Origin of the sequence: Brasilonema bromeliae SPC951 (assembly GCF_012912135.1) — a bacterium.
GTDB classification, from domain to species: Bacteria; Cyanobacteriota; Cyanobacteriia; order Cyanobacteriales; family Nostocaceae; genus Brasilonema; species Brasilonema bromeliae.
Genome location: NZ_QMEB01000025.1, coordinates 1 through 23,067, shown reverse-complemented (window position 1 = coordinate 23,067; position 23,067 = coordinate 1). Strand labels below are relative to the sequence as shown.

At 43.4% G+C, this 23,067-nt stretch carries 17 protein-coding genes and 1 pseudogene; 10 read left to right on the top strand and 8 right to left on the bottom strand.

From position 1 onward, the window contains the following. Positions 1–109: 109 nt before the first annotated feature. Positions 110–2,623: a heavy metal translocating P-type ATPase gene (locus tag DP116_RS05365; protein ID WP_169154191.1), complete on the top strand. Its 2,514-nt coding sequence runs from the start codon at positions 110–112 to the stop codon at positions 2,621–2,623. Between the two features lie 15 nt (positions 2,624–2,638). Here DP116_RS05365 and DP116_RS05360 read toward each other — a convergent pair whose 3' ends face one another. Next, on the bottom strand, positions 2,639–3,028 hold the full coding sequence (locus tag DP116_RS05360; protein WP_169154206.1) for a hypothetical protein: 390 nt from the start codon (positions 3,026–3,028) through the stop codon (positions 2,639–2,641). 536 nt (positions 3,029–3,564) lie between these two features. Between DP116_RS05360 and DP116_RS05355 the strand changes: the two genes are divergently transcribed. Further along, positions 3,565–4,362 carry a M23 family metallopeptidase gene (locus DP116_RS05355; RefSeq protein ID WP_246275490.1) on the top strand — a complete coding sequence of 266 codons (798 nt, stop codon included), beginning with the start codon at positions 3,565–3,567 and terminating at the stop codon, positions 4,360–4,362. Between the two features lie 238 nt (positions 4,363–4,600). On the opposite strand, the gene ftsH is transcribed toward DP116_RS05355, so the two are convergent. Next, the gene (gene ftsH / locus DP116_RS05350; RefSeq protein WP_169154190.1) at positions 4,601–6,505 is read right to left on the bottom strand and encodes an ATP-dependent zinc metalloprotease FtsH; all 1,905 of its coding nucleotides are present in this window, start codon (positions 6,503–6,505) and stop codon (positions 4,601–4,603) included. Positions 6,506–6,949: 444 nt separating this feature from the next. Between ftsH and DP116_RS05345 the strand changes: the two genes are divergently transcribed. Then, positions 6,950–7,495 carry an NADPH-dependent FMN reductase gene (locus DP116_RS05345; RefSeq protein WP_169154189.1) on the top strand — a complete coding sequence of 182 codons (546 nt, stop codon included), beginning with the start codon at positions 6,950–6,952 and terminating at the stop codon, positions 7,493–7,495. Positions 7,496–7,781: 286 nt separating this feature from the next. On the opposite strand, the gene DP116_RS05340 is transcribed toward DP116_RS05345, so the two are convergent. Continuing rightward, positions 7,782–8,900 (bottom strand): ferrochelatase, encoded by a 1,119-nt coding sequence (locus DP116_RS05340; RefSeq protein WP_169154188.1) that lies wholly within the window; start codon positions 8,898–8,900, stop codon positions 7,782–7,784. Between the two features lie 472 nt (positions 8,901–9,372). Between DP116_RS05340 and DP116_RS05335 the strand changes: the two genes are divergently transcribed. The 5 genes from DP116_RS05335 to DP116_RS05315 all read left to right on the top strand — a co-directional run bounded on the left by DP116_RS05335 (position 9,373) and on the right by DP116_RS05315 (position 14,445). Next, positions 9,373–9,945, top strand: a complete 573-nt coding sequence (locus DP116_RS05335) for a hypothetical protein (RefSeq protein WP_169154187.1) — start codon at positions 9,373–9,375, stop codon at positions 9,943–9,945. Between the two features lie 406 nt (positions 9,946–10,351). Next, positions 10,352–11,593, top strand: a complete 1,242-nt coding sequence (locus tag DP116_RS05330) for an MFS transporter (RefSeq protein WP_169154186.1) — start codon at positions 10,352–10,354, stop codon at positions 11,591–11,593. A 134-nt stretch (positions 11,594–11,727) separates the two neighbouring features. Next, on the top strand, positions 11,728–13,629 hold the full coding sequence (gene ilvB / locus DP116_RS05325; protein ID WP_169154185.1) for a biosynthetic-type acetolactate synthase large subunit: 1,902 nt from the start codon (positions 11,728–11,730) through the stop codon (positions 13,627–13,629). 353 nt (positions 13,630–13,982) lie between these two features. After that, the gene (locus DP116_RS05320) at positions 13,983–14,189 is read left to right on the top strand and encodes a hypothetical protein (protein ID WP_169154184.1); all 207 of its coding nucleotides are present in this window, start codon (positions 13,983–13,985) and stop codon (positions 14,187–14,189) included. A gap of 58 nt (positions 14,190–14,247) precedes the next feature. Next, on the top strand, positions 14,248–14,445 hold the full coding sequence (locus DP116_RS05315; protein WP_169154183.1) for a hypothetical protein: 198 nt from the start codon (positions 14,248–14,250) through the stop codon (positions 14,443–14,445). Between the two features lie 168 nt (positions 14,446–14,613). Here the strand turns inward: DP116_RS05315 and DP116_RS05310 are convergent, their stop codons facing one another. From DP116_RS05310 to DP116_RS05295, 4 genes are all read right to left on the bottom strand, one after another. Beyond that, entirely contained in the window at positions 14,614–15,258 is a 645-nt protein-coding gene (locus tag DP116_RS05310) for a hypothetical protein (RefSeq protein ID WP_169154182.1), read from the bottom strand. A gap of 236 nt (positions 15,259–15,494) precedes the next feature. Further along, entirely contained in the window at positions 15,495–16,310 is an 816-nt protein-coding gene (locus DP116_RS05305) for an MOSC domain-containing protein (RefSeq protein WP_169154181.1), read from the bottom strand. A gap of 52 nt (positions 16,311–16,362) precedes the next feature. Further along, the gene (locus DP116_RS05300; protein WP_169154180.1) at positions 16,363–16,911 is read right to left on the bottom strand and encodes a thermonuclease family protein; all 549 of its coding nucleotides are present in this window, start codon (positions 16,909–16,911) and stop codon (positions 16,363–16,365) included. A gap of 329 nt (positions 16,912–17,240) precedes the next feature. Continuing rightward, positions 17,241–19,946, bottom strand: coding sequence for a DUF3536 domain-containing protein (locus tag DP116_RS05295; RefSeq protein ID WP_169154179.1), 2,706 nt, complete (start codon positions 19,944–19,946; stop codon positions 17,241–17,243). Positions 19,947–19,969: 23 nt separating this feature from the next. Here DP116_RS05295 and DP116_RS05290 point away from each other — a divergent pair, with 23 nt between their 5' ends. Continuing rightward, complete coding sequence (locus tag DP116_RS05290) at positions 19,970–20,203, top strand: hypothetical protein (protein WP_169154178.1); 234 nt, start codon at positions 19,970–19,972, stop codon at positions 20,201–20,203. A 313-nt stretch (positions 20,204–20,516) separates the two neighbouring features. Then, positions 20,517–21,599 (top strand): calcium/proton exchanger, encoded by a 1,083-nt coding sequence (gene cax, locus DP116_RS05285; protein ID WP_169154177.1) that lies wholly within the window; start codon positions 20,517–20,519, stop codon positions 21,597–21,599. A 724-nt stretch (positions 21,600–22,323) separates the two neighbouring features. On the opposite strand, the pseudogene DP116_RS05280 reads toward cax, so the two are convergent. Further along, a pseudogene (locus DP116_RS05280) lies at positions 22,324–23,067 on the bottom strand (IS701 family transposase); the annotation flags it as partial.

The following is a 23,067-nucleotide window of genomic DNA, read 5'->3' as shown; positions in this document are numbered from 1 at the left end:
TCAATTTCAATACTACCTAAAATAAGAACAGTTCTACAGTTGAATAGTTATTCAACTGTTGTATTAGAATATTGGCAGTTAACTTCATAATCTTTTCTTCAAAGCTGCCATGACTCAAACCCCTTCCCTCAAAACTCAGGTTTTACAAGTCGATGGCATGGATTGCGGTAGCTGTGCCAAGAGCATTGAAGCCAGCTTGCTTTCATTACGCGGTGTAATGGAAGCGACTGTAAGTTTTGCAACTACAAAAGTTAAAGTATCCTATGACACTAAGCTCTTGAGCGAAGCTGAAATTATAAATCGCATAACTGCTTTGGGTTATACGGCTAAACTGAGTGGTGCAGTAAAACCGTATAATCACACCCATTGCTGTGACAGCGACCACAACCATGACCACAAACAGGTCGAAGTCGCTTCTGCTAAAAGCCTACAAGTGAAAGTTAACGGAATGGATTGCGGCAGTTGCGCCAAGACAATTGAGGTTGGTTTGCAGCAAATGGCAGGTGTTTTGGATGTGTCGGTTAACTTTGCAAATGAACGATTGCAACTGTCCTATGATCCTTCTGTTGTGAGTGAGACTGCAATCACTGACCGGATTAGGGGTCTGGGCTATACGGTTGGGAAGAATTTTGAGGCAAGTTCCCATCGTCACACCCATGACGACGATTGCCAGAATCATAATCATGACCACAACCACACTCATCCAGTCCCCAAGCCCTCTCAAAATCCTGCTCCAACAAACTGGTTTTTCTGGATTAGCAACCGCCGGGGACAAAGCGTAATTTTAGCGGGAATGGGGTTAGTCCTGGGCTTACTTGCTCAACATTTAGCCTTACCCATTTGGATAGCACGGGGTTTTTATGGTGTTGGCATCGTTGTTGCTGGCTATCCCATAGCACGGGCAGGTTTGTTTGAGTTGCGCTTGCGCCGCGCCGATATGAATCTGCTGATGACCATTTCAGTTATTGGGGCAATGATTTTAGGAGACTGGTTTGAAGGAACGCTTGTTTTGTTTTTGTTCTCTTTAGGCACAACACTGCAAGTTTTCACCTTTGGTCGCACCCGCAATGCTATCCGCGCCCTAATGGGTTTGACTCCGCCCACTGCTACCGTCAAGCGGGGAAATAAAGAAGTTACTGTAACCGTTGAAAGTGTTCAAGTTGGGGAAATTTTGATGATTCGACCGGGACAGCGCGTGGCGTTGGATGGTGTAGTCGTTTCTGGTACAAGCGCGATAGACCAATCTCCAATTACGGGGGAATCAATCCCAGAAGATAAAGCTGCTGGCGATACTGTCTATGCTGGGACGTTGAATCAATCAGGTTTTTTAGAAGTTAAGGTTACCCATACGTCGAACGATACCAGCGTTGCCAAAATTATCAATTTGGTGGAACAAGCTCAAGGAAGCCGCGCTGCTTCTCAGCAGTGGGTAGATCGGTTTGCAGAAGTTTACACCCCAATTGTGATTTTAATAGCGATCGCTATCACCCTGATTCCACCTTTGGCATTTGCTCAACCTTTCAACGTTTGGTTCTATCGGGCGCTGGTGATGTTGGTAATAGCCTGCCCTTGCGCTTTAGTGATTTCTACCCCTGTTTCGATTGTCAGCGCTATTGGTGCAGCAACTCGCAAAGGCGTTTTGTTCAAAGGGGGCAATGCATTGGAGAGAGCCGGACATCTTACAACTTTTGCCTTTGATAAGACTGGTACGATTACGCAAGGGCTACCCGTGGTGCTTCATGTTTACGATTTTGGCAAGGTGAGTGCGGATATGGTGTTTCAAATTGCTGCTAGTTTGGAACAACACTCAGAACATCCTTTAGCGAAAGCAATTGTCCAGGCTGCTAAATCGAAATCAATAGAGTTACAGACTCCATCCAAGTTTACGGCGCTACCTGGTAAAGGAATTGAGGCAAAAATAGGTGATTCACTTTACTTTGTCGGTAATCGGCGTTTGTTTGCTGATCGGGGTATTCCTTCATCTTCAGATGCTGAATCTTTATTGGTTGAGATTGAAACCTTCGGTCAAACCCCTGTGCTGGTAGGAAATGAAACGGGATTGTTGGGTGCTGTTGCTTTAGCAGATGGATTACGGTTGGAGGCTTCCGAGGCAGTGCGATGCCTCAAACAAGTTGGGTTGAAAAGATTAGTGATGCTAACGGGCGATCGCGCTGCTGTCGCAAAACAGATTGCTCAACAGGTTAACATCAACGAATATCAGGCAGAATTATTGCCCGAAGATAAGCTGCAAGCGATTCAAAAGCTGCGTCGTGACGGGGTTGTGGGCATGGTTGGAGATGGCATTAACGATGCACCAGCCCTGGCTGCGGCAGATGTTAGCTTTGCTGTGGGTGGAATTGATATTGCCATAGAGACAGCAGATGTGGTGCTGGTAGGGAGTGACCTGCGACGACTTGCCTATGCAGTGGATTTAAGCCGCCGCACGGTGTCTGTTATTCAACAAAACGTAGTCTTTTCTTTGGTAACAAAGGCATTGTTTCTATTGCTGGCGACGTTTGGGTTTGTTGGGTTAGCTGTTGCTGTCTTGGCAGATACAGGAACTTCCTTGCTGGTTACGGCAAATGGAATGCGGCTATTTAGAACTAAGGCTTTTGAGGATTAAGGAATGGCACATAACCTACTTCCCAGAAGATTCCCCATCTCTTCGTCCTAGTTCATACACGCCACAACCCATACAAGCAAGTATCCCCATGCTAATTGCCCAGCTCGAACCTAAACTAATTTCTACTCCCCAATTCAGTAAGCCACCAATGACCAGAAAGGGCAGGATACTGAAAACTGAGGCGTAAAACGCATTTTGTGATTCTCTCGCTTTTCTTGTTTTTTCAAATTCTGACTGACTCGTGTAGAGCGATCGCTCAGCAAAGTTAAACCAACGGTTCAATTGCAGTATCACCCATTCCCTGACTGGGGAAAAACCAAGATACAGCGCCAAAGACCACAAACTTGCTCCGGCGATCGCGATTGTGTCTAACTCAAAGCTGAAAGGCAATATTTCAGTCAGCATGGCTTGGTGGAAGTCTTGTGGAAGTTGCGTTTGGGAAGTTAAACCAATAATAATAACGATAAACTTAACAGCATTGTTACTTATTTGCAACTCTTCCACTATTACATTTTATTGTGCACAAGTTTACATTTTTTTCACTCAGTATATACGTAATAAGAAAGGTCATTATCAATACTTTTCTTTGAAAACTGATGATCACTAGCTAGTACAGCACTGAACTATCAACAAATCATCACTGCTCAAAGGTATCTAAAATTCTAATGAAATTAGAAAATATTTTATATTTTTGATTATCAAATAAATCCGGCCATTTTGATACCTGAAAAAATACTATTTTGGGAAAATGACTTGACATAGCAACATTTTCAAGGTAAATGTATTGCGATGAATCAGTAAAAAATATACGCTTTTTCTAGTGGTCACAGGGTGAAAGCACTCCAAAGCAAATGTCAATTCCTAATCAAAATTTAAATCTTTGATCCGGCTGAAATTTAGATCAATTTACGCATATGTAGTAAGAGCTAGAGGACTAAAAAATGAGTAAGTGGCGACAAACAGTAGCACTTTCCGTAGTCAGCCTATCTATACTAGGTATTGGTGTTGTCAGTTTTATCACTCTATTGACCAAATTAAAAACAGTTGAAGCTGTAGAATTGAGTTCCAAGCAGATAGCAACTGTCAAAAATCCGTTACCAGCCTCAATTCCGGTCGAAAATTTTCAGACCAGCAAGCCAAAACTACCTGTAGAATTTAACACCAAGCAGATAGCAAGAGCTAATAATTGGTTAGCAGCGTCTTTTCCAGTAGAACATTTTCAGTCCTACACATCCGCATTTGGCTACCGTCGTTCTGCAACTGGCGGTTCTAGTTTAGAATTTCACAGTGGCTTAGATATCGCCGCGCCACAAGGGAGTTATATTCGCAATTGGTGGATAGGTACGGTCATGAAGGTTGGCGATCGCGATGCTTGCGGAACTCATATAGCCATTCAATCTGGCGAATGGGAACACACCTACTGTCATATGCAAGGACAAGTTGAAACCGTAGATGGTCGCCGTTATCTGATAGATAGAACAGGTGGAATTCAAATTGCGGAAGGTCAGCAACTGGGCGCTGGTATGAGAATTGGTCGGGTAGGAATGACCGGACGAACCACAGGTTCTCACCTTCATTGGGGACTCAAGTATGCTAAACAATATGTTGATCCAGCAATGGTTCTTCGAGAAATGTTCTCCCAGCAGCAAATTGCTAGGAGTTCATCGCAGGGTTGGACTTCTCAACAGTCACAAGTCATCATTGAGGAGTCAAAAGCTGTAGGAGATTCAGGATATTAAATCAGTAAACAGTTATCAGTGATCAGGGAACAGGCTACTGATAACTGATAACTGTTAATTAAGTACTGAATGAGTACTGGGTGCTGAGTATTTCTCATATCAAGTCCGCTTAATTACTTATAATTCCTGCTTGACCTCACCCCAACCCTCTCCTTATTAAGGAGAGGGTGCCGGAGGCGGGTGAGGTTCATCGTTTTTATAAGTGTTTATCCGGACATGATATCACTCAAGACTTCATCTAACCAGATACAACTAATTGTTGCTTCTTTGGCAGTTGAGTATATTCAGAGACTATCTTACGAAATTGCTCGCCCTCTATTGTTTCCTGTTCGACAAGCAAATCCACAAGGCGATCTAGCAAAGCTCTATTTTCACGAATAATTTGACGAGCTTTTCTATAGCAAACAACTGCCATTTCTCGCACTTGTCGGTCAATCTTAGTCGCCATTTCTTCTGAATATTCAGAGCGATTCATCCAATCTCGGCCAAGAAAAACATCACTACTCTGATTTTCCAGAGCTACTAACCCTAACTCAGACATACCATACATAGTCACCATCTTACGAGCAAGGTTTGTTACAACTTTTAAGTCGTTGCTAGCCCCACCTGTGACCTCAGCTTCGCCAAATACCTCTATTTCTGCTGCTTTTCCTCCTAAAGTCATGATGATGTTATCGTGCAGCCAAGCTTTAGTATAAAGCCCACTGTCAATCATTTCTTCGTTGAGAATTTGCTGAGAAAAACCACCGACTCCACCAGAACGGGGAATAATTGTCACCTTATTTAAAGGGTCAGCATTTTCCAGAAGTGTAGACAAAAGAGCGTGTCCAACTTCATGATAGGCAATCAAGCGCTTTTTCTTGCTATCCATGAGTGGGTTGAGGGTCAACCCAATTGTCAATCTGTCAATAGCATCGTCAATTTCTAACGGTGTGATACCCTCTTTACGTCTACGTGCTGTCAGAATTGCTGCTTCATTGAGTAAGTTTGCTAAGTCTGCTCCTGTAAAACCAGGGGTGCGGCGGGCAATAATTTCCAAGGAAACGGATGGGTCAACTTTCTTATTACGGGCATGGACTTTTAAAATTTCCAGACGACCTTTCCGGTCTGGTGCATCTACAATCACTTGTCGGTCAAACCGTCCGGGTCGAAGCAACGCGGTATCTAGGACATCTGGACGGTTGGTAGCGGCGATTATAATAATACCAGTGTTACCTTCAAAACCATCCATTTCGGTGAGCAATTGGTTGAGGGTTTGTTCCCGTTCATCATTTCCACCACCGATACCTGCACCTCTTTGGCGTCCTACAGCGTCGATTTCATCGATAAATATCAGACAGGGAGCATTTTCTTTTGCTTTTTTGAATAAATCACGCACACGGGATGCACCCACACCCACGAACATTTCCACAAACTCTGAGCCGGAAATGCTGAAGAATGGTACGCCTGCTTCACCGGCGATCGCTTTTGCAAGCAGTGTTTTACCTGTTCCCGGAGGTCCCACTAACAGCACTCCTTTGGGAATGCGTGCGCCCACAGCAGTGAATTTTTCTGGTTGTTTGAGGAAAGTCACGACTTCTTGCAGTTCTTCCTTGGCTTCTTCAATACCTGCAACATCGTCAAATTTGATTCCAGTCTTTGCCTCCATCTGGAAACGAGCTCTGGTTTTACCAAAGTTCATTGCCTGGCTAGAGGCATTAGTAGAGCGGCGAAGGAACAATAACATCAGAGCAACTAGTGGTAAGATCCACATCAAGTTGATCAAAAGTCCGAGAGCCGCTTTACTATTGGCAGAGGGAGCTTCCCCAAACTCAACGTCCTTTTCTTTTAGCTTATTAATTAACTCACTGTTTTGTTCTAAAAGCCGCACCTGTATCGGTTGTTCACCTTGCTTTTGTCCGTTGAGATAAACCCTTGCTAGCTGGTCGGTTTCGTCAAGCTCTACTCTTTTGACTTCTTTATTCTCTATTTTTTCGATTAGTTTACCATAAGATAGAGGCTCGCGCTCTCCTTTTTGTGCTAAAGCAGGAGTCGCCCCTAACATTCCTGGCAACATGATTAAACCGGCTGCTAGCGCTCCAGTCAAGGCTGCATTCTTTGCAGGGTGCTGTTTCCTCGATGTCTTTTTCTCAAAATTTTTCATAATAATTATCCTTTGTTTGCTGCTCTATCAGCTTGAGCACTCATTTTTATGCCTTTTCCTCTACCAAGAGTAGATATCAGGGGTGTCTAATCTTCTAGTGTAGCTTCCAAAAAAAAAGCATTCCTAAGTTTTTCCTTGCAATATCCATAAGTGCGTCTGTTTATGAATATTTCTCTATGTTAGACGCCTAATTGGAAGCTTAGGATTCCTCACAGGTTAGACTATGACGCTCAAAAATCTTTTGAAGTACTACTTCTACATTGCTATATTTCTGACTCCCTAGCATGAAATTCTCTGTTAATTGGCATTTGGCATACTATGTCACAAATCGCTATAATTAAATCATACTCGTAATGATTACACTTTGCCAAATAAATATCAGTGTTTGAATGTAAAGACATACTGTCGCAAATATTGTAAAAAAAACAACATGAGGATTCAGTTATGGTAAGGATAGTAGGCATTGCTGGTAGCTTACGATCAGAGTCTTACAGCCAATTGGCTTTAGAATTAGCAGCGCAAAAAACACAAGAGCTAGGTGCAGAAGTAGAAGTTCTTGATTTGCGCAAAATGAACCTACCATTTTGTGATGGAGGGGACGATTATCCAGATTACCCAGACGTTAAACGGCTGCAAGACGCTTTTAGCCGTGCTGATGGTTTAATTATGGTTACACCTGAATATCACGGTAGCGTTAGTGGTGTCCTGAAAAATGCTCTTGATTTGATGAGCTTTGACCATTTAGCAGGTAAAGTCGCAGGATTCATCAGTATTTTAGGCGGTCAATCTAATAACAATGCACTCAATGATTTGAGAGTAATTCTCCGATGGGTGCATGCATGGTCTATTCCAGAACAGGTAGCAATTGGGCAAGCTTGGAAAGCTTTTAGTCCTGAAGGTAAACTTGTAGACGAAAAACTTTCCCAAAGATTAGACCAATTTGCAAAAAGTTTAGTTGAAAATACACGCAAATTAAGAGGAGTTGAATAAGCGTAAGTTTTGCCCCCAACTTTTGTCAGAATAAATTCACTGTTACACCCAATATTTTGCTAGTGATAGCATTTAAATATTGGGTGTATAGCTAAATTAATCTGACTCCGAGTTTAATTGACAACACTCGCAAGTTGAGAGGCGTGAATTAGAATTCAGCAGTAGTAGGGGAGCCAGTGCTGCAGGAGGGGAGCCACTGCGTTGGGCGGCTTTGCCGACTTGAAGCATGTGGCGTTTTCCCTCCGTAGGCATCTGGCGTTGGGCAATGTTTTGCCCACCTTACACCTTAATGATGATGGTGATGATGATGCGCTACAGCTAACTCGGGATTAACTGCCACAGTTTCTTCTGACAACAACTCGTTAATATGAGCATTTGCCCACTGCGCTGCCATGTTTAAGAACTCAGGATGGTCGTTAACGCAGGGCATCTGCACGTAGTTTACATCAGAATGCTTTTTCTCTAAGGCATGAATGATGTGGTGTACATCTAGGAGAGTTTCATGATTTTCTGTAGCAAAACCAATCGGCATAAATACAATTGCTTTGGCACCTAATTGAATCAGGTTTTTCGCTGCTTGTTCAGCATTTGGCAGCGTCCATTCAATCAAGGGTGTGTCATGGTTAAGCCATCCGACAGAAATCAGAGGGTAGCGGTAGATTAATTTGTCGCGGACTAAGTCGTAGAGTATTTGACTTTCGGTAATTCCAGAGGTAAATCCTTTGGCTTTATGGGGACAACCGTGGTTCATCAGCACAATGCCAATTTGAGAAGGTAGGTAAGCACTGGCTAAGTCAGCTGTAATTTTGTCTTCGACTAGATGCGCCATCAAGTCGATGTAAGCTGGTTCATTGTAGAACGACGGAATGTAGCGCAGTCCTTTAACCCAGTGTTCATCGCCCTGGGCCATCTCGGATAAAGCATTGTTAACTTGTTCTATGGCAATACCACTGGTGAAGATGGAATCTACAACAAGCAGTGGGTAGATGAGTATTTTGTCAAAACCTTGGCTTTTGATTTCTGCCAGGACTTGTTTGGGTAGGAAGGGGGCGCAAAAGTTAAAAGCTTTAAAAACTTGAACACCCTCACCCCACTTGGCTTGTAGGTCTTTTTCAATGCCAGCGCGTTGTTTTTCAAAAATGGCGTTGTGTGGGGAAATAAAATCATGGTGCTGATGTCCCCACTCATGACGATCAAATAATGCCAAAAGCTTTGCCAAGGGAGGATAAACCCAAGTAGGCACGGGTGCAAATTTTGCTGTCAGCAGGTTTAAAGCTTGTTCATTATAGTTAGCGAAATCTTCGTAGCTTTCGACTTCGCCATAACCCATGAGTAATACTGCTACTCGGCGTTGACTGGGCAATTGCTCATGTGTTGAGTGTAGTTTTTCTGGTGTGGCAACCACAATAGTTCCTCAATACAACTTCAAAAGTTCTGAGCGCTAAGCAATGAGTCCTTTGATGATTTCCACTTCAATCTCGGTACTCATGCTTCAGCACTGTTTGGGTTTTGTTGTTTTACATACTCGTAAAATTCTATCCTATCCAGGGGCATAGGATGAAAAAGTAAAGATGAGTCGTATCTGTCATCACATACTCTATTTACTACCGAAGATAGAAACACAACAATGACTAAAAATGACTTTAGAGGCTTGACATATACTTGTTTCGCAAATTGTGTAGCGCTTGATAGAGTGGAATTGATATGTTGAGTTGTTAATTATAAGGACAAGTCACCGCTTTGCTGAATTCAAACAGGTTGAACTTTTTTTGAATATTGCAAGCCGGAATGTGTCCGGAAAAGCATGGAAAAAAATGTTAACTTTATAACATTTATACTGATATAGTTTGAAGAAAAAGCTGCTAACACAAGAAGAGATGAGTATAATTATTTGCCCTGGGATTCATGAGTCAGCCTTAACTCAATGTTTTGTCTCAGGGTGGATAGAGCAAGTTATAGATGAAGCAAAAAATAAAAAAGCAGTAGATTTACTGATATTTCCTGGTGAGAGTGGTTTAGCTTTATCAGCATTTCACATATTGCAATTTTTACACAAACACTTGCAGGATAGGATAGAATCGCCAGTTGTATTCATTAGCTTTAGTGCTGGTGTGGTTGGGTCAATACTCGCTGCTCATAAATGGCAACAAATTGGCGGTTCTGTCAAAGCTTTTATTGCTATAGATGGATGGGGAGTGCCTATGTGGGGAAATTTTCCTATCCATCGGATGAGTCATGATTATTTCACCCACTGGAGTTCTTCTATGCTAGGAAGCGGGGAAAATAACTTTTATGCGGATCCACCTGTTGAGCATTTAGAAATGTGGCGATCGCCCCAAACTGTACAAGGCTACGTTTTAGACTCTTGTTTTGGCCAATCACCGCCGAAACAGCGTCTAAGCGCGGCTGAGTTTTTGCACTTGCTTTTAAAGCATTATGAAGATAACTAGTCCGGAAAACAGATTTGCAAAGCAGGAGTGAGTAAAAGAAGATCAGGGAATAAAGATGATGAGGAAGACTATGAGGCAGTGCGCCCTTGGTGAGGCAGCGTGCACTGTTTTGAGGGCTTCCGGCTTTCTTCGGATGTGGCGTTTTCCTTCGTTGAGGCAAAAAGCGTAAGCGCAAAGCGAACGCCTGATTCATGCCGTAGGCATAGGGCATAGGACAGACTAGGAGAGGGTTCCCCGTCGTTGAGTGCACCTACCTGCCGTGGAGATGAGGGAGATACTTCTAATGAGCGAATGAGCAAATTTCTCCTAATGAGCGAATGAGCGAATTGATCTGTCCCCTGCTTCCCCTGCCTCCCCTCCCTGCCTCCCTTACTGCGTTCCCTAATCCCTATTTCAAAAGATTCTGATGTTTCCAACTGAACCTGCTGCTGTAAATAAAGGGTTTATTGCCATTCTCAAAAACCGTGGCTTCATGCTGCTGTGGATTGGGCAATTGGTATCTCAATTAGCAGATAAAGTCTTTTTTGTTTTAATGGTTGCTCTGCTTGAAAACTACCCAGCCCCTGCTGGATTGGCGCAAAACTCGATGTATTCGATATTGATGGTGGCGTTTACAGTACCAGCGATATTGTTTGGTTCCGCAGGCGGTGTCTTTGTTGACCGCTTCCCCAAAAAGCTGATTATGATTGGATCTGATATCGTGCGCGGGCTATTAACGCTGTGTATTCCTTTTTTGCCACGACAATTTCTGATTCTGCTTATAATAACCTTTGCCATCTCCACTGTGACGCAGTTTTTTGCACCTGCTGAGCAAGCTGCTATTCCGCTGTTGGTGAAAAAAGAAAATTTGATGGCAGCCAATGCGTTGTTTAGCAGCACAATGATGGGAGCTTTGATTGTTGGCTTTGCGGTGGGAGAGCCAATTTTAAGTTGGGCGAAAGACTCAATAGGAGCAAAATATGGTCAAGAGCTTGTGGTAGCAGGATTATACCTGTTGTCTGCGGGCGTCATGCAACCGATTAACTTTAGAGACAAGGTATCCTTTGATAACAATCAGCCAGTCATCAATCCTTGGGCTGATTTTAAAGATGGTTTGCGTTATCTTAAGAAAAATCGTCTCGTGTTGAATGCCATGCTGCAACTGACAACTTTGTATTGTGTGTTTGCAGCATTAACAGTGTTGGCTATCAGATTAGCAGAAAAGTTTGGCTTACAAGGGAAACAATTTGGCTTTTTCTTAGCAGCAGCTGGGGTAGGTATGGTTTTGGGAGCAGCGATTTTAGGTAACTGGGGTGAGAAACTTCACCAGAAACCCTTACCCCTGATTGGATTTTTAATCATGGCGCTGGTTTTAGGAGTGTTCAGTTTTACTCAAAACTTGCTCTTAGCTTTAGCACTTTGTGCATTATTGGGTATAGGCGCTGCTTTTATTGGCGTACCAATGCAAACTCTGATTCAACAGCAAACACCACCCACAATGCATGGTAAAGTGTTTGGGTTTCAAAATCATGCCGTGAACATAGCCCTTAGCGCACCACTAGCAATCACTGGCCCACTTACTGATGCTCTTGGGTTGCGAATTGTGCTTGTGGGAACGAGTGTTGTGGTGGCGATTGTAGGCGTTTGGGCTTGGCAAAACACTCGTTGAGTATTGCGAGACATTTTTCTAAAATGAATTTTCTATTTTTTACAGGAAATGTCGTCGCTATTGTACTAAGCTTTTCAATTAAAATGAAGTTTTAACTACAAAGATTCAGCATTAACTTAAGCTTAGCGTGAGGTTTGACTGTGCGTTTGCCTTCCCAAATTAGTCTCCCACAAATCGAAAACGAAAGCATCTCCAATGTCTCTGTCTCGCCAGCCGTGACGCCAAAACGTGCATCCGGTGGTTTTGCCTTGCTTGATAGTCTCAAGCGACACGGCGTTGAGTATATTTTTGGTTATCCTGGTGGTGCAATCCTACCGATTTACGACGACCTATACAAAGTAGAAGCTGCTGGTAATGGCATTAAGCACATCTTGGTGAGACACGAACAAGGTGCCGCACACGCCGCCGACGGTTACGCCCGTGCGACGGGGAAGGTAGGAGTGTGCTTTGGAACTTCGGGTCCTGGGGCGACGAATTTGGTGACGGGCATCGCCACTGCCTATATGGACTCAATCCCGATGGTTATTGTTACGGGACAGGTATCACGGGCGGTAATTGGTACGGACGCGTTTCAGGAAACTGATATTTACGGAATTACGCTACCAATTGTCAAGCACTCCTATGTGGTGCGTGACGCTAAAGATATGGCGCGAATTGTTGCTGAAGCCTTCCACATCGCCAGCACTGGACGTCCGGGACCAGTTTTGATTGATGTTCCCAAAGATGTGGCGTTGGAAGAATTTGACTATGTGCCTGTGGAACCGGGAAAAGTGAAGTTACCTGGGTATCGTCCCACGGTGAAGGGAAATCCACGCCAGATTAACGCAGCAATACAGTTGATTCGAGAAAGTCGTCGTCCGTTGTTGTATGTGGGTGGTGGTGCGATCGCCTCAGGAGCACACGAGGAAATTAAACAACTGGCGGAATTATTCAATATCCCTGTCAGCACAACATTCATGGGTATCGGTGCCTTTGACGAACATCATCCCCTGTCTTTGGGAATGTTGGGAATGCACGGCACCGCCTACGCTAACTTTGCTGTCACAGATTGTGACTTGCTGATTTGTGTTGGTGCAAGATTTGATGACCGTGTGACAGGCAAGTTGGATGAATTCGCCACCCGCGCTAAAGTCATTCACATCGACATCGACCCAGCGGAAGTTGGCAAAAACCGCGTTCCTGATGTACCCATCGTCGGCGATGTGCGGAAAGTCTTGCTTGATTTGTTGCGTCGCGTTCAGCAAGCAGGTACAAAGGACACACCCAACCAAACCCAAGAGTGGCTGAACCTGATCAACCGCTGGAAGGAAGAGTATCCTCTGGAGGTGCCACACCATGCTGATAGTATGTCACCGCAAGAGGTGATTGTAGAAATCGCACGCCAAGCACCCGACGCCTACTACACCACAGATGTGGGTCAACATCAAATGTGGTCGGCGCAATTCCTCAAGAATGGTCCCCGGCGCTGGATTTCCAGTGGTGGTTTGGGAACGATGGGTTTTGGCTTACCAGCAGCAATCGGCGCTAAGGTAGCGTTCCCGGATGAACAAGTCATCTGTATTAGCGGTGACGCCAGTTTCCAAATGAATTTACAGGAACTAGGAACTGCTGCACAGTATGGCTTAAATGTCAAGACTGTGATAATCAATAACGGCTGGCAGGGAATGGTGCGCCAGTGGCAAGAAGCGTTCTACGGTGAGCGTTACTCCTGCTCGAATATGGAAGTAGGAATGCCGGACATTGAATTTTTGGCAAAGGCGTATGGCATTAAAGGCATGGTGATTAAAAACCGAGAGGAGTTGAAGGAGGCGATCGCCGAAATGCTGGCACACGATGGTCCAGTTATCGTCAATGCCTACGTGACTAAAGACGAAAACTGTTACCCAATGGTTGCTCCTGGAAAGAGCAACGCTCAGATGGTTGGGTTACGACGCCAGCCAAAGAAAGCTTCACTAGAGCCAGTTTATTGCAACAACTGCGGTGCGAAAAACGCGCCAAATAACAACTTCTGCCCTGAGTGCGGGACTAAGTTGTAGAGCGATTGTGGTTCAAGAATAATTATGTAGGGTGGGCAATGCTCACCCTTTTATGTGCAAAGGGAAATATACTTTGCATACCGTTTAGCACGAGTGTTGATGAAACTCAGTTGGATTGCGAGAGTGTGGAAAAGTGGGATTTGATAAGTCAGGGATCTTGTTGTTCATACAAAACGCACAGGTAAACAGAAAAACCCTAGCTTGTGGGTAGAGTCGGGCGACACCCGTCTACGTATAGACATTTTTGTAAAAAAAAAGACATGTTTTCACCCTGTCGATAGATAGAATCATCAGTATCTACTTGGTATTCTCGAATCATCAATCAAACACATACTATTTATCGAGGAATTCACATGCATCGCAACATCAACCAACAACAAACCGCAATCAATACCAACGTTGCTGACAAAAATCACTCACGGCAAGAAAATACCAACATTGCAAACAATCATCGCTCATGGGAAGATGCATGTGCAGATGAGTTGACTGACCTTGAGATGCAGGCTATCAGTGGTGGTGCTGTAAGCGTAGACCTTGGAAATATCGGTCTTGAGATTTAATTCTGTTAAATAAAGGTTTTTGAACAGTAACCTATTGACTCGATACACCTCGAAAATCATGAAAGAATCCAAAACCAGCTATAACCTAGAAAACCAAACACAGAACATAGAATTGACAGCAGAGGAGTTACAGGCGGTTGTCGGAGGTACAAACTCTGGTGGTGGTATATTGTTACCAGAAGATGCCGTGCCAGGAGTTAAAGTGTCAGTAACGGGAAATATACTTGGCATACCAATTGGCGTAGGTGCTGATTAAACTCAGTTGGATTGCCAGAGTGTGCAAAAGCAACAGTAGAGGTATTCGTCTCAATAAAATCTCGGCACACTATCGCAATCCTGGGTAGACTTGTGAAAATCAGCTGGCTTGAGATCCCCGACTTATTTGATAAGTCGGGGGTCTTGTTGTTCATACAAAGACTCCGGACTAATTAGAAACCGGCACATTTTTAAATGCCGCTGTATCTGGTACAAAGACATCTATGCTGTTAACACCCTCAGGAATCCTTAACCAGACATAAGCATCAGCTGAAGCTTGAGGACGCAAAGAAAATAACTCAACACTACCAGTTGAGCGCTTGAGGTTAACTCCCTTATAGGTTTCGCTTGTGTCAGGATTACGTGCTGTTGTGTTGTAGACTCCTACAGATTCAGCAGGATTAATTCCATCTGTAGCCACGCGACGGATACGCATCTGCACATTCACGACATCACGGTTTGCTGTTTCCGGATCTTTAATCCGCTTTACCGAGAGTAACTCAACTTCTGCTTTCTGACCAAAGGAAGGTTGCACAAATTGACCCGGTTTAATAGCACTACCAGTGGTGGCTGGTGATTGTGCTGTTGTGGTTGAAGATGAAGACGCTTCTGATGGATTAGGCTTATTGTCAGGAGGAACAGTACTGGTTTCTGAACTGGAAGTTTTTTGAGTAGAAGTGGTGGCGTTCTTATTACCAGCACTTGCAACATTCAACGTCTGTTGTAAGGTGAAAACTTGGTAAGCTGTATAGCCACTGCATAATAAAGCCAAAGTCGAGAGTAAGACAGCAACACTAGATAGGAATATACTCACACCGTAACCTCTATTTCTATCTCTAGATATACAAGTTTGTCAATCTCTCGATTTTGTCATGCTGTGAGTACATTTGGTTAATGAGTTGCCTACTAATCTTTAAAAATTTAGCTTAGGAACGCGAATTTAATTAAGTACAAAACCTCACCCCCAACCCCTCTCCTTATCAAGGAGAGGGGAGACTTTAACGATAGTTAAAGGCGGGAGTGAGGTTAAAGGAGTGATTTGGATGTTATTCAATCCGCTATCCTTAAGTTGCTTTCGCTGACACCCAGAATTTTTACCTCATCTCCTTGATGTAAAATTTTTCCTGCTTCTGATGCAGGTATATTTGTATTCACGCTTAACCTGTAGAAATGATTGAAACGGGTTGGCGTCGTCCAAGATGGTAGAGACTCTTTGCGCTTAGCCACAAACACCTTCTGAAAATGAGTTGTCACCTTTCCGGTTTGAGAATCTCGTGAGGGAACGACGCAACGCTGACAAGGATTAACTCCCTCAAACAAGACTTCTCCCACTTGAAAGTGAACATACTTTCCTACTTCAGTAAATAATTGATCTTCCCAAAATGGTGGAACTCCACTAATTTCTATATTCGCTCGCATACGGAGTCGCATTTCATCAACACTTCCTACAGGAAACCAGGAAGCGACTTCTTCAAGCGTGGCTGTACTAACCACGGTGGGTCCTTTGGCATTAAGATCATCTGGAAAGCCCGTTATCGCGTTTTGCATTAACTTAACTGCAAAGCCAAAGTAATCACTTAACCAGGCTTTTAGAGAGGGTTGCTCATCATGAAGGTGAAAAATAGCTTTTTGGTCAGTCCCCTGAATGTGTAGGGAGATTGTTTTTAAGTTAGGATCAAACGTTGATCGCAACAAGTGAATCTTGGCATTGCGCTTTGCATTGACAAAATGACCTTGTTCATCAAATAAGGCAAACTCTCGGTCATGCTGAAGTGCGCCACTCTCAAGAATTGTTGCTTGATTGACATCAATTCTGTCAAGAGATTTTATCGGGTAAATAGAAATTGCTGCTAGATAGGGTGACATAATCAAAATCTTTTCACGAACCTTGCAAAACTCGCTACTCAGATTTTAAATGTTACTTATATAGACTCCTGTACTCCCAAGGCTTCACAAACTTAGCATCACTCCAGACTCCTCGCCGACTATTTTTCGCCTGAGTTTCAGCTTGTTCAATGATATTTCTGCTGGGACACTTGTTTAAATAAGGACGGTAAACAAGCGCTAATCCCTCTCGTACTAAAACTTCTTGGATAAAAGTTCCATCGCGCAAACGGATTTCAGCCACTTTGCGTCCGTACCTATCGCTATCGGTGATATTTAGTTTGACGCGATCGCCTCCTTGTTTCACCAGTTCCTGCACCCGTTCTTGCGCCTTTGCACCCCAATCAAATTGGTTGCGAAAAACAGAACTTTTACTTTCTTTTTCCTTCTTAGAGTGCGGGATTTCCGGTGCATCCACACATGCAAACCGCACATTAATTTTGTCCCCCTTGGCGTCTTTCACCGCGATAGTATCACCATCACTAACTTTTTGCACTGAGTCACCAGAGGGAAAAATTCGATCACAGCCTATCAAACCAAAAATGAGGGTAGCTGCACAAAGCCAAATCAACGTCTGTTTCATTTGTCTGACAATATATCTTCTATCAAATCATATATAGCAGGGAACAGGGAACAGGGAACAGGGAACAGGGAACAGGGAACGCTTAACTCTTAACGCTTAATAAGCTTGATGGTTTGGTGGTGCCCGTATTTTCTCATTAGTTCATGTCCTAATCTACCTGGCAACTGCCATAGCAATCTTATTTGATTTGTGTGAAAGTGCCTGCGCGTGCTCAGATTCCCGACTTCTTTAAGAAGTCGGGAATCTTGTTGTTCACGTATGCGCAAAGCGCACGCCTGACTCTTTGACTTAGAGGCTTCCCTGGTTGCGCGTTATTTTCGCTCTTTGTCTTAGCCCAACTGACTTAACCAAGTACTCACTTCTACCCCTAATTTTTGCCCCAGTTTCAACAACTGACGGCACTGAGCGGTATCCTGACTTTGAGCAGTTTTAGCCATAAAGAGTGGCACAATCAGACTGTGCAGACAACTGAAGTAGAGTTCTTGAGAACGCTCAAGAGAGATACCAAGATGTAACTGATTTGCCACATCAATTAATCGATCTAGGCGTTGCAAATCTGCATCAAAAGTCCTGTTGGGATCGTGCAAGAATTGCCACAGAGAACGCAATATCAATTGCTCTAACATCTGCTTGCCTTCGGGTATATTTAGATGACAATGCAGGTGCTTGGCTTCTGTGGCGATCGCCTCTAACTCGACGATGTGATTCCAACTTGATAGCGGTTCAGCGATGTCTTGCTCAAGTAAGCGTAAATTTATCATACACCGAGAACCCAAAGCAATTTCTGCTGCAACTTGCAACTCTCGCGGTGCAGGGACTTCATCACGGTGATACGCCATCAAAACACCGTAATTATCACGGTATGCTTGAGTATAAAGTTGATCTAATCGTGACAGGGTTTCTTGACTCAAGAGGTGCATGAGTCGGTGGCGTTCTTCTGCAAATAGATTCCGCAAGCTGAAAGATTCTTCACCAAACAACTGCGTCATAGCTAGGATCGTGTGAGCTGCACTAGCCTCTTGCAGTGCCCCAAACAGCTTTTCTTTCAACTCAGTGTAAGCCAGTCGTCCCTCGGAGGGTTGAATGCAACAATGGAAATCCCAACCACCAAGATGCAGAACTGCAAACACTAAATGTTCGCTTTCCCAGGTAATCTCTGAGACGAGGTTCAAATTTCCCACCGCCAAAGTCAATGATCCCATCCGTTGCAATTGGTAATCGAGTTCGTTCGCGGTGTAGCAATAAACCCGCTTTTGATGTGGATGAGAATGTTTGATGGAACCATTGTGCCCATTTTGTGAAGACGCTGTCTGGGACGTCTCTACAGGTTTGTGGTTGGCAAATAGTGAAGTAATGGCGTATTGGGCAGCAACTTGTTTAAAGCTGACTTGAGCTGTAAGCACCAACTGGCGATAAACTTCGCCACCATGTTTGAACGAATCAACATTGCTGGGTGCTTGGGTTAGACGTTTGAGGAAGCCTTTTTCTAACTGTACACCAGCGACATCTCCTGCTAGTTCTAAAGCACGGGCGGCGTAACGCAGAATTTGCGTTCCTTCTGGACGCGAAAGTTCTTCAAAAAACCAGCCACAACTGGTGAACATGAGCAAAGCATGACGTTGCATTTCCAATAAGCGCAGGGCGTCTACTTGTTCACTGGCTATGAGTTTACGAGTTTGATGACGCGACAGGAAGCGACTCACGTTTTCTGGAGAGCGATCGCGTATCACTTGGATATATTCATCTCTTGCATGCCAGGGATCAACGAAAAACTGTTTACCATGTTCTTCGTACACGGAAATGAGCTGATCCCGGAGCCAATTCAACGCATCCCGTAAGGGGCGACGCCATTTTTGGTGCCATGTCCCACCACCACCGCAACCGCAATCATCTTGCCATCTATCGACGCCGTGGGCGCAACTCCATGCAGTGACTGGCTTGAGTTTTACTTCCCATGTAGGAGTATTTAAGCTGAGGTAGTGAGCAAAGTTGCTGACTGTCCAACCCCAATGGGGAAACTCTTGTGTAAAGGCGTAGGCTAATGTTTTCTCGGTTCCGCTTTTGTGATGTCCAAAGGTTTCTCCATCTGTGGCGACAGAAATTAACTGTGCAGGGCGATGATCCCCACGCACTGCTGAACCAATGCGTCCGGCTAAATGATTGGAATTAAACAGGACATCACTAAAACCCATATCTCGGGAGATGGGACCATCGTAGAAGAAGATGTCGATATAAGGGCCCGATTGAACAGATGAGTTATCTGATCCTGCTTCTACTTTTTGGTGACTCTCTTTCAAAAAGCAACGATATGGGCGTGTGGGATCAATCTGATTCCCACCAACTTCGTGCCATTCAGGGTTGGGATTATCCTCGGTGGGCAAAACACGACAACGTTGTGCTTGTGATGGTGCAAGCACAATAAAGCGAATTCCTTCATCGACTAAAGCTTTCAACGTGGCGTAGTCTACAGCAGTCTCCGCCAGCCACATTCCTTCGGGATCGCGTCCAAAGCGGGAGCGGAAATCTTCTTTGCCCCAGCGGATTTGGGTGTATTTATCATGCTCGTTTGCCAGGGGCATGATGATGTGGTTATATACTTGCGCGATCGCATTACCATGTCCGTTTAGGCGATCGCAACTTTTAGCATCTGCTTCCAAAATTCGCTGATAAACCTCTACATCGTGGCGTTCTAGCCACGACATGAGCGTTGGTCCTATATTAAAGCTCAAATACTCATAATTATTCACGATCCCCACCACTTCGCCTCGTTCATTTAACACCCTGGCAAAGGCATTGGGGCGATAGCATTCATGATGAATTCGTTCGTTCCAATCATGGAAAGGCGCTGCACCAGATTGGCGCTCAATCGCGTCTAGATAAGGGTTTTCTCGTGGTGGTTGATAAAAATGCCCATGAACAGTGACGTAAACACCAGTAGCCTGTCTCAGGGGATCGAGCATTTTGGTGTTTTTGATATTTTCATGCGGCGTCAAGTTTGAACCAGTACTAGCTGGTAGTTCAGCAGCAGAAGTCATGAAGTTATTCCAAAAAATAAACAGTGCTTGCAGTTGCGTTTTTTGATAATGCTGATAAACCTTCCTACAGCGGCATTTCAACAACAGTTAGTTTCAACAGCAACTATGAGATCAAACCAAATTCCGGGGTAGTGGTGTTCGTGTTGGGGGTAATCTGCATTATCAAGCAGCGCTTTGCCCGATGCAGTCAATCATTGACACAAGCCATGTTAGCAGGCTTTGTCGTTGGTACTGCTAAAATTTTAATTGTCTTTTAATATATTAAACCCCATCCTTGGTGTAAAATCGTAAGTTTATTGGAAACTTTTGCAACGAAACATTTCGGATTGTACTCATATTGCAATTTTATTTTACAAATCTCAGTTGAGAAAGCAAATAATCAAATTTGAGAACTCCTGAATCAGAGGGCTGGGAGTATCCTAGAGTTTGGTCTACACGAGTGCTGAGTGCTGTAGTGTAATATATTCAAAACTCAGGACTCTGTTCCACAGAAAACTCATTGTGCTCAGGATTTGCGAGGACTTCCTCCTCAGACAACTGTTTCTAATACTTTCACCTCAAAAATGACAAATGTCAGGTAAAAACATTCTATTTTTGGTTTTGTTACTGTTTGTTCCGGTTTCCATAGCGGCTCATTACTTAGAGTGGGGAGAGTTAACAGTTTTCATCACAGCTGGTTTAGCTATTTTGCCCTTAGCAGGTTGGATGGGGACAGCCACAGAAGAAGTTGCTGTCGTGGTTGGTCCAACAGTTGGGGGGTTGCTAAACGCCACCTTTGGCAACGCCACAGAACTGATTATCGCCTTAGTTGCCCTAAACGCCGGACTTGTGAATGTCGTCAAAGCCAGTATCACCGGATCAATTATCGGCAACTTACTACTGGTGATGGGTCTTTCCATGTTTTTAGGTGGACTGCGCTACAAAGAACAGACATTTCAGCCAGTTGTAGCGCGAGTCAACGCTTCTTCTATGAATTTGGCGGTGATTGCGATTCTACTGCCCACAGCGATGAAATTTAGCTCTCAAGCAATTGAAGAAAAAACCCTGCAAAATCTGTCCCTTGCGGTTGCTGTGGTACTAATTATCGTCTACGCCCTAACTTTGTTATTTTCCATGAAAACCCACACTTATCTTTACGATGTGGGTGTCGCAGAAGAGGAAACACATCTCCACAAACCAAATATTTGGTTGTGGACTGGGATTCTACTAATATGTACCCTTTTAGTTGCATTAGAATCAGAAATGCTAGTTGATTCTTTAGAAGTAGCCACATCGCAGTTAGGTTTGACAGCACTATTTACAGGGGTGATCCTCGTACCCATTATTGGCAACGCTGCTGAACACGCAACAGCTGTTACTGTGGCTATGAAAGATAAAATGGATCTTTCTGTTTCTGTGGCGGTGGGATCAAGTATGCAGATTGCTCTATTTGTTGCTCCCTTTTTAGTTTTAGCGGGGTGGGTACTTGGTCAACCGATGGATTTAAATTTTAATCCCTTTGAATTAGTAGCTGTGGTTGTAGCGGTGTTGATTGCAAATAGCATCAGTTCCGACGGTAAGTCAAATTGGTTAGAAGGCGTACTACTCTTAGCAGCATATGCAGTGTTGGGGTTTGCTTTCTACTTCCTTCCGGTTGTTGATGGTATGGTTTGAGAATAGCTTAGCTGCAATTATGAATGATCCCCTGACTCACCGTTAGTAAGGTAGTCCAGGGGCTTTGCTTTATTTTTTTGTCAAAAATAGTACTTCAAAACCCGATATACTTGACAAAAAAATTGATGGTTGGAACAAAAATGTGATATGTAATACCACTATCATATGAAGCACGGTTGAATTGCTTACTAGACAGTAGATGCTTGAAAAGCGATATGTAAGATTATTGATAATTAAAGTGGATAAACTGAGATCTTGCACCATTACGAGTAAACCACTAATACTTTTATTGTTTAATGTTTAAAAATACTCAAAAATTAGTTCCAGTTTTAGTCCATTTTAATGGACTTCGCTTATTAGCCTGGGACTTACAGTCCTAGGCGGACGAGAACGAAGTGAAATCAAATGTCATTTATTTTACATGTTATGGCTCAGGTGCAAGATGTAAGTAAACTAACTTTATTAATTCTTCAAACTTTCTCACCTAACTTTAGTAACTTTTTATATTGAGTGTAGCTTCAGTAATTTTTCATATTAATATGTGTAGCCTAATTACCCGAAGAGGACGGGTGATCTGCTTTCTTGTAGAAATGCGATAAAGCCTCGCCCGCCGAGCGTCATTAGTTATTTAACACGTGCAGACGGCACAGCTTGCGTAGAGGGTGCACTACTAGATCGCATACTGACACGACGTTAGAACTTACGCATTGACAGAAAATTGATACTATGCAGCCAAGTTAAACTTCTGTGTTAGGTGTTCTAAAATAAAGTCACGAGCTACTTGAAGAGATAAATTTCTTTGGAGTTCATACCAATTTTCAATTAAATCTTCTGCACGCATTAATTCTAAGTGTGTAAAAGCTCGAATTGCGCTAAAAAAATGAGTTTTTATTGCTTCAGTCGTTCTGACCATAAATTGACCGATACCACATAGTTGTTTAATAGCTCTGTGGTAACACTCAATTCCCCAATGAATAGAATGTAGTTCCTTAAATTCTGTTCTTGAAATTGACTTTAGTGTATCTTTTTCAGGAGTATACATGATGTAATATCTGGAAGTTTCGTTTTTGAAACTTCTCCGAAATACCCTAACTTGACCAAAATTTTTCAGATACACTATTAAACCATCTTCGGGAATTTCTAAATTTTGGACTTGGGTAAAATTTTTACCATCAACCGAACACGAGCGATTTTTAGCCACACCAGTTAAAAACCCTAATTGCTTGTTTTTTAGTAACTTCAGGTTTTCTTGGCTGGAATACCAAGCATCAGTGGTCACTGTCTTCGGCTTTAAACCCCAGTCCAAAACTTCATTAATCATCTCTCGTAAATAGTCATTTTTGGTTTTTTCTTCCTGTTTATTATAAATGCGATAATTGACAGGCACAGATTTACCTGATCAGTCCGTGTAATACAAGGTAATTAACTGAATACCTTTAACGGCACGGTGATGCCTTCCTGAATAATA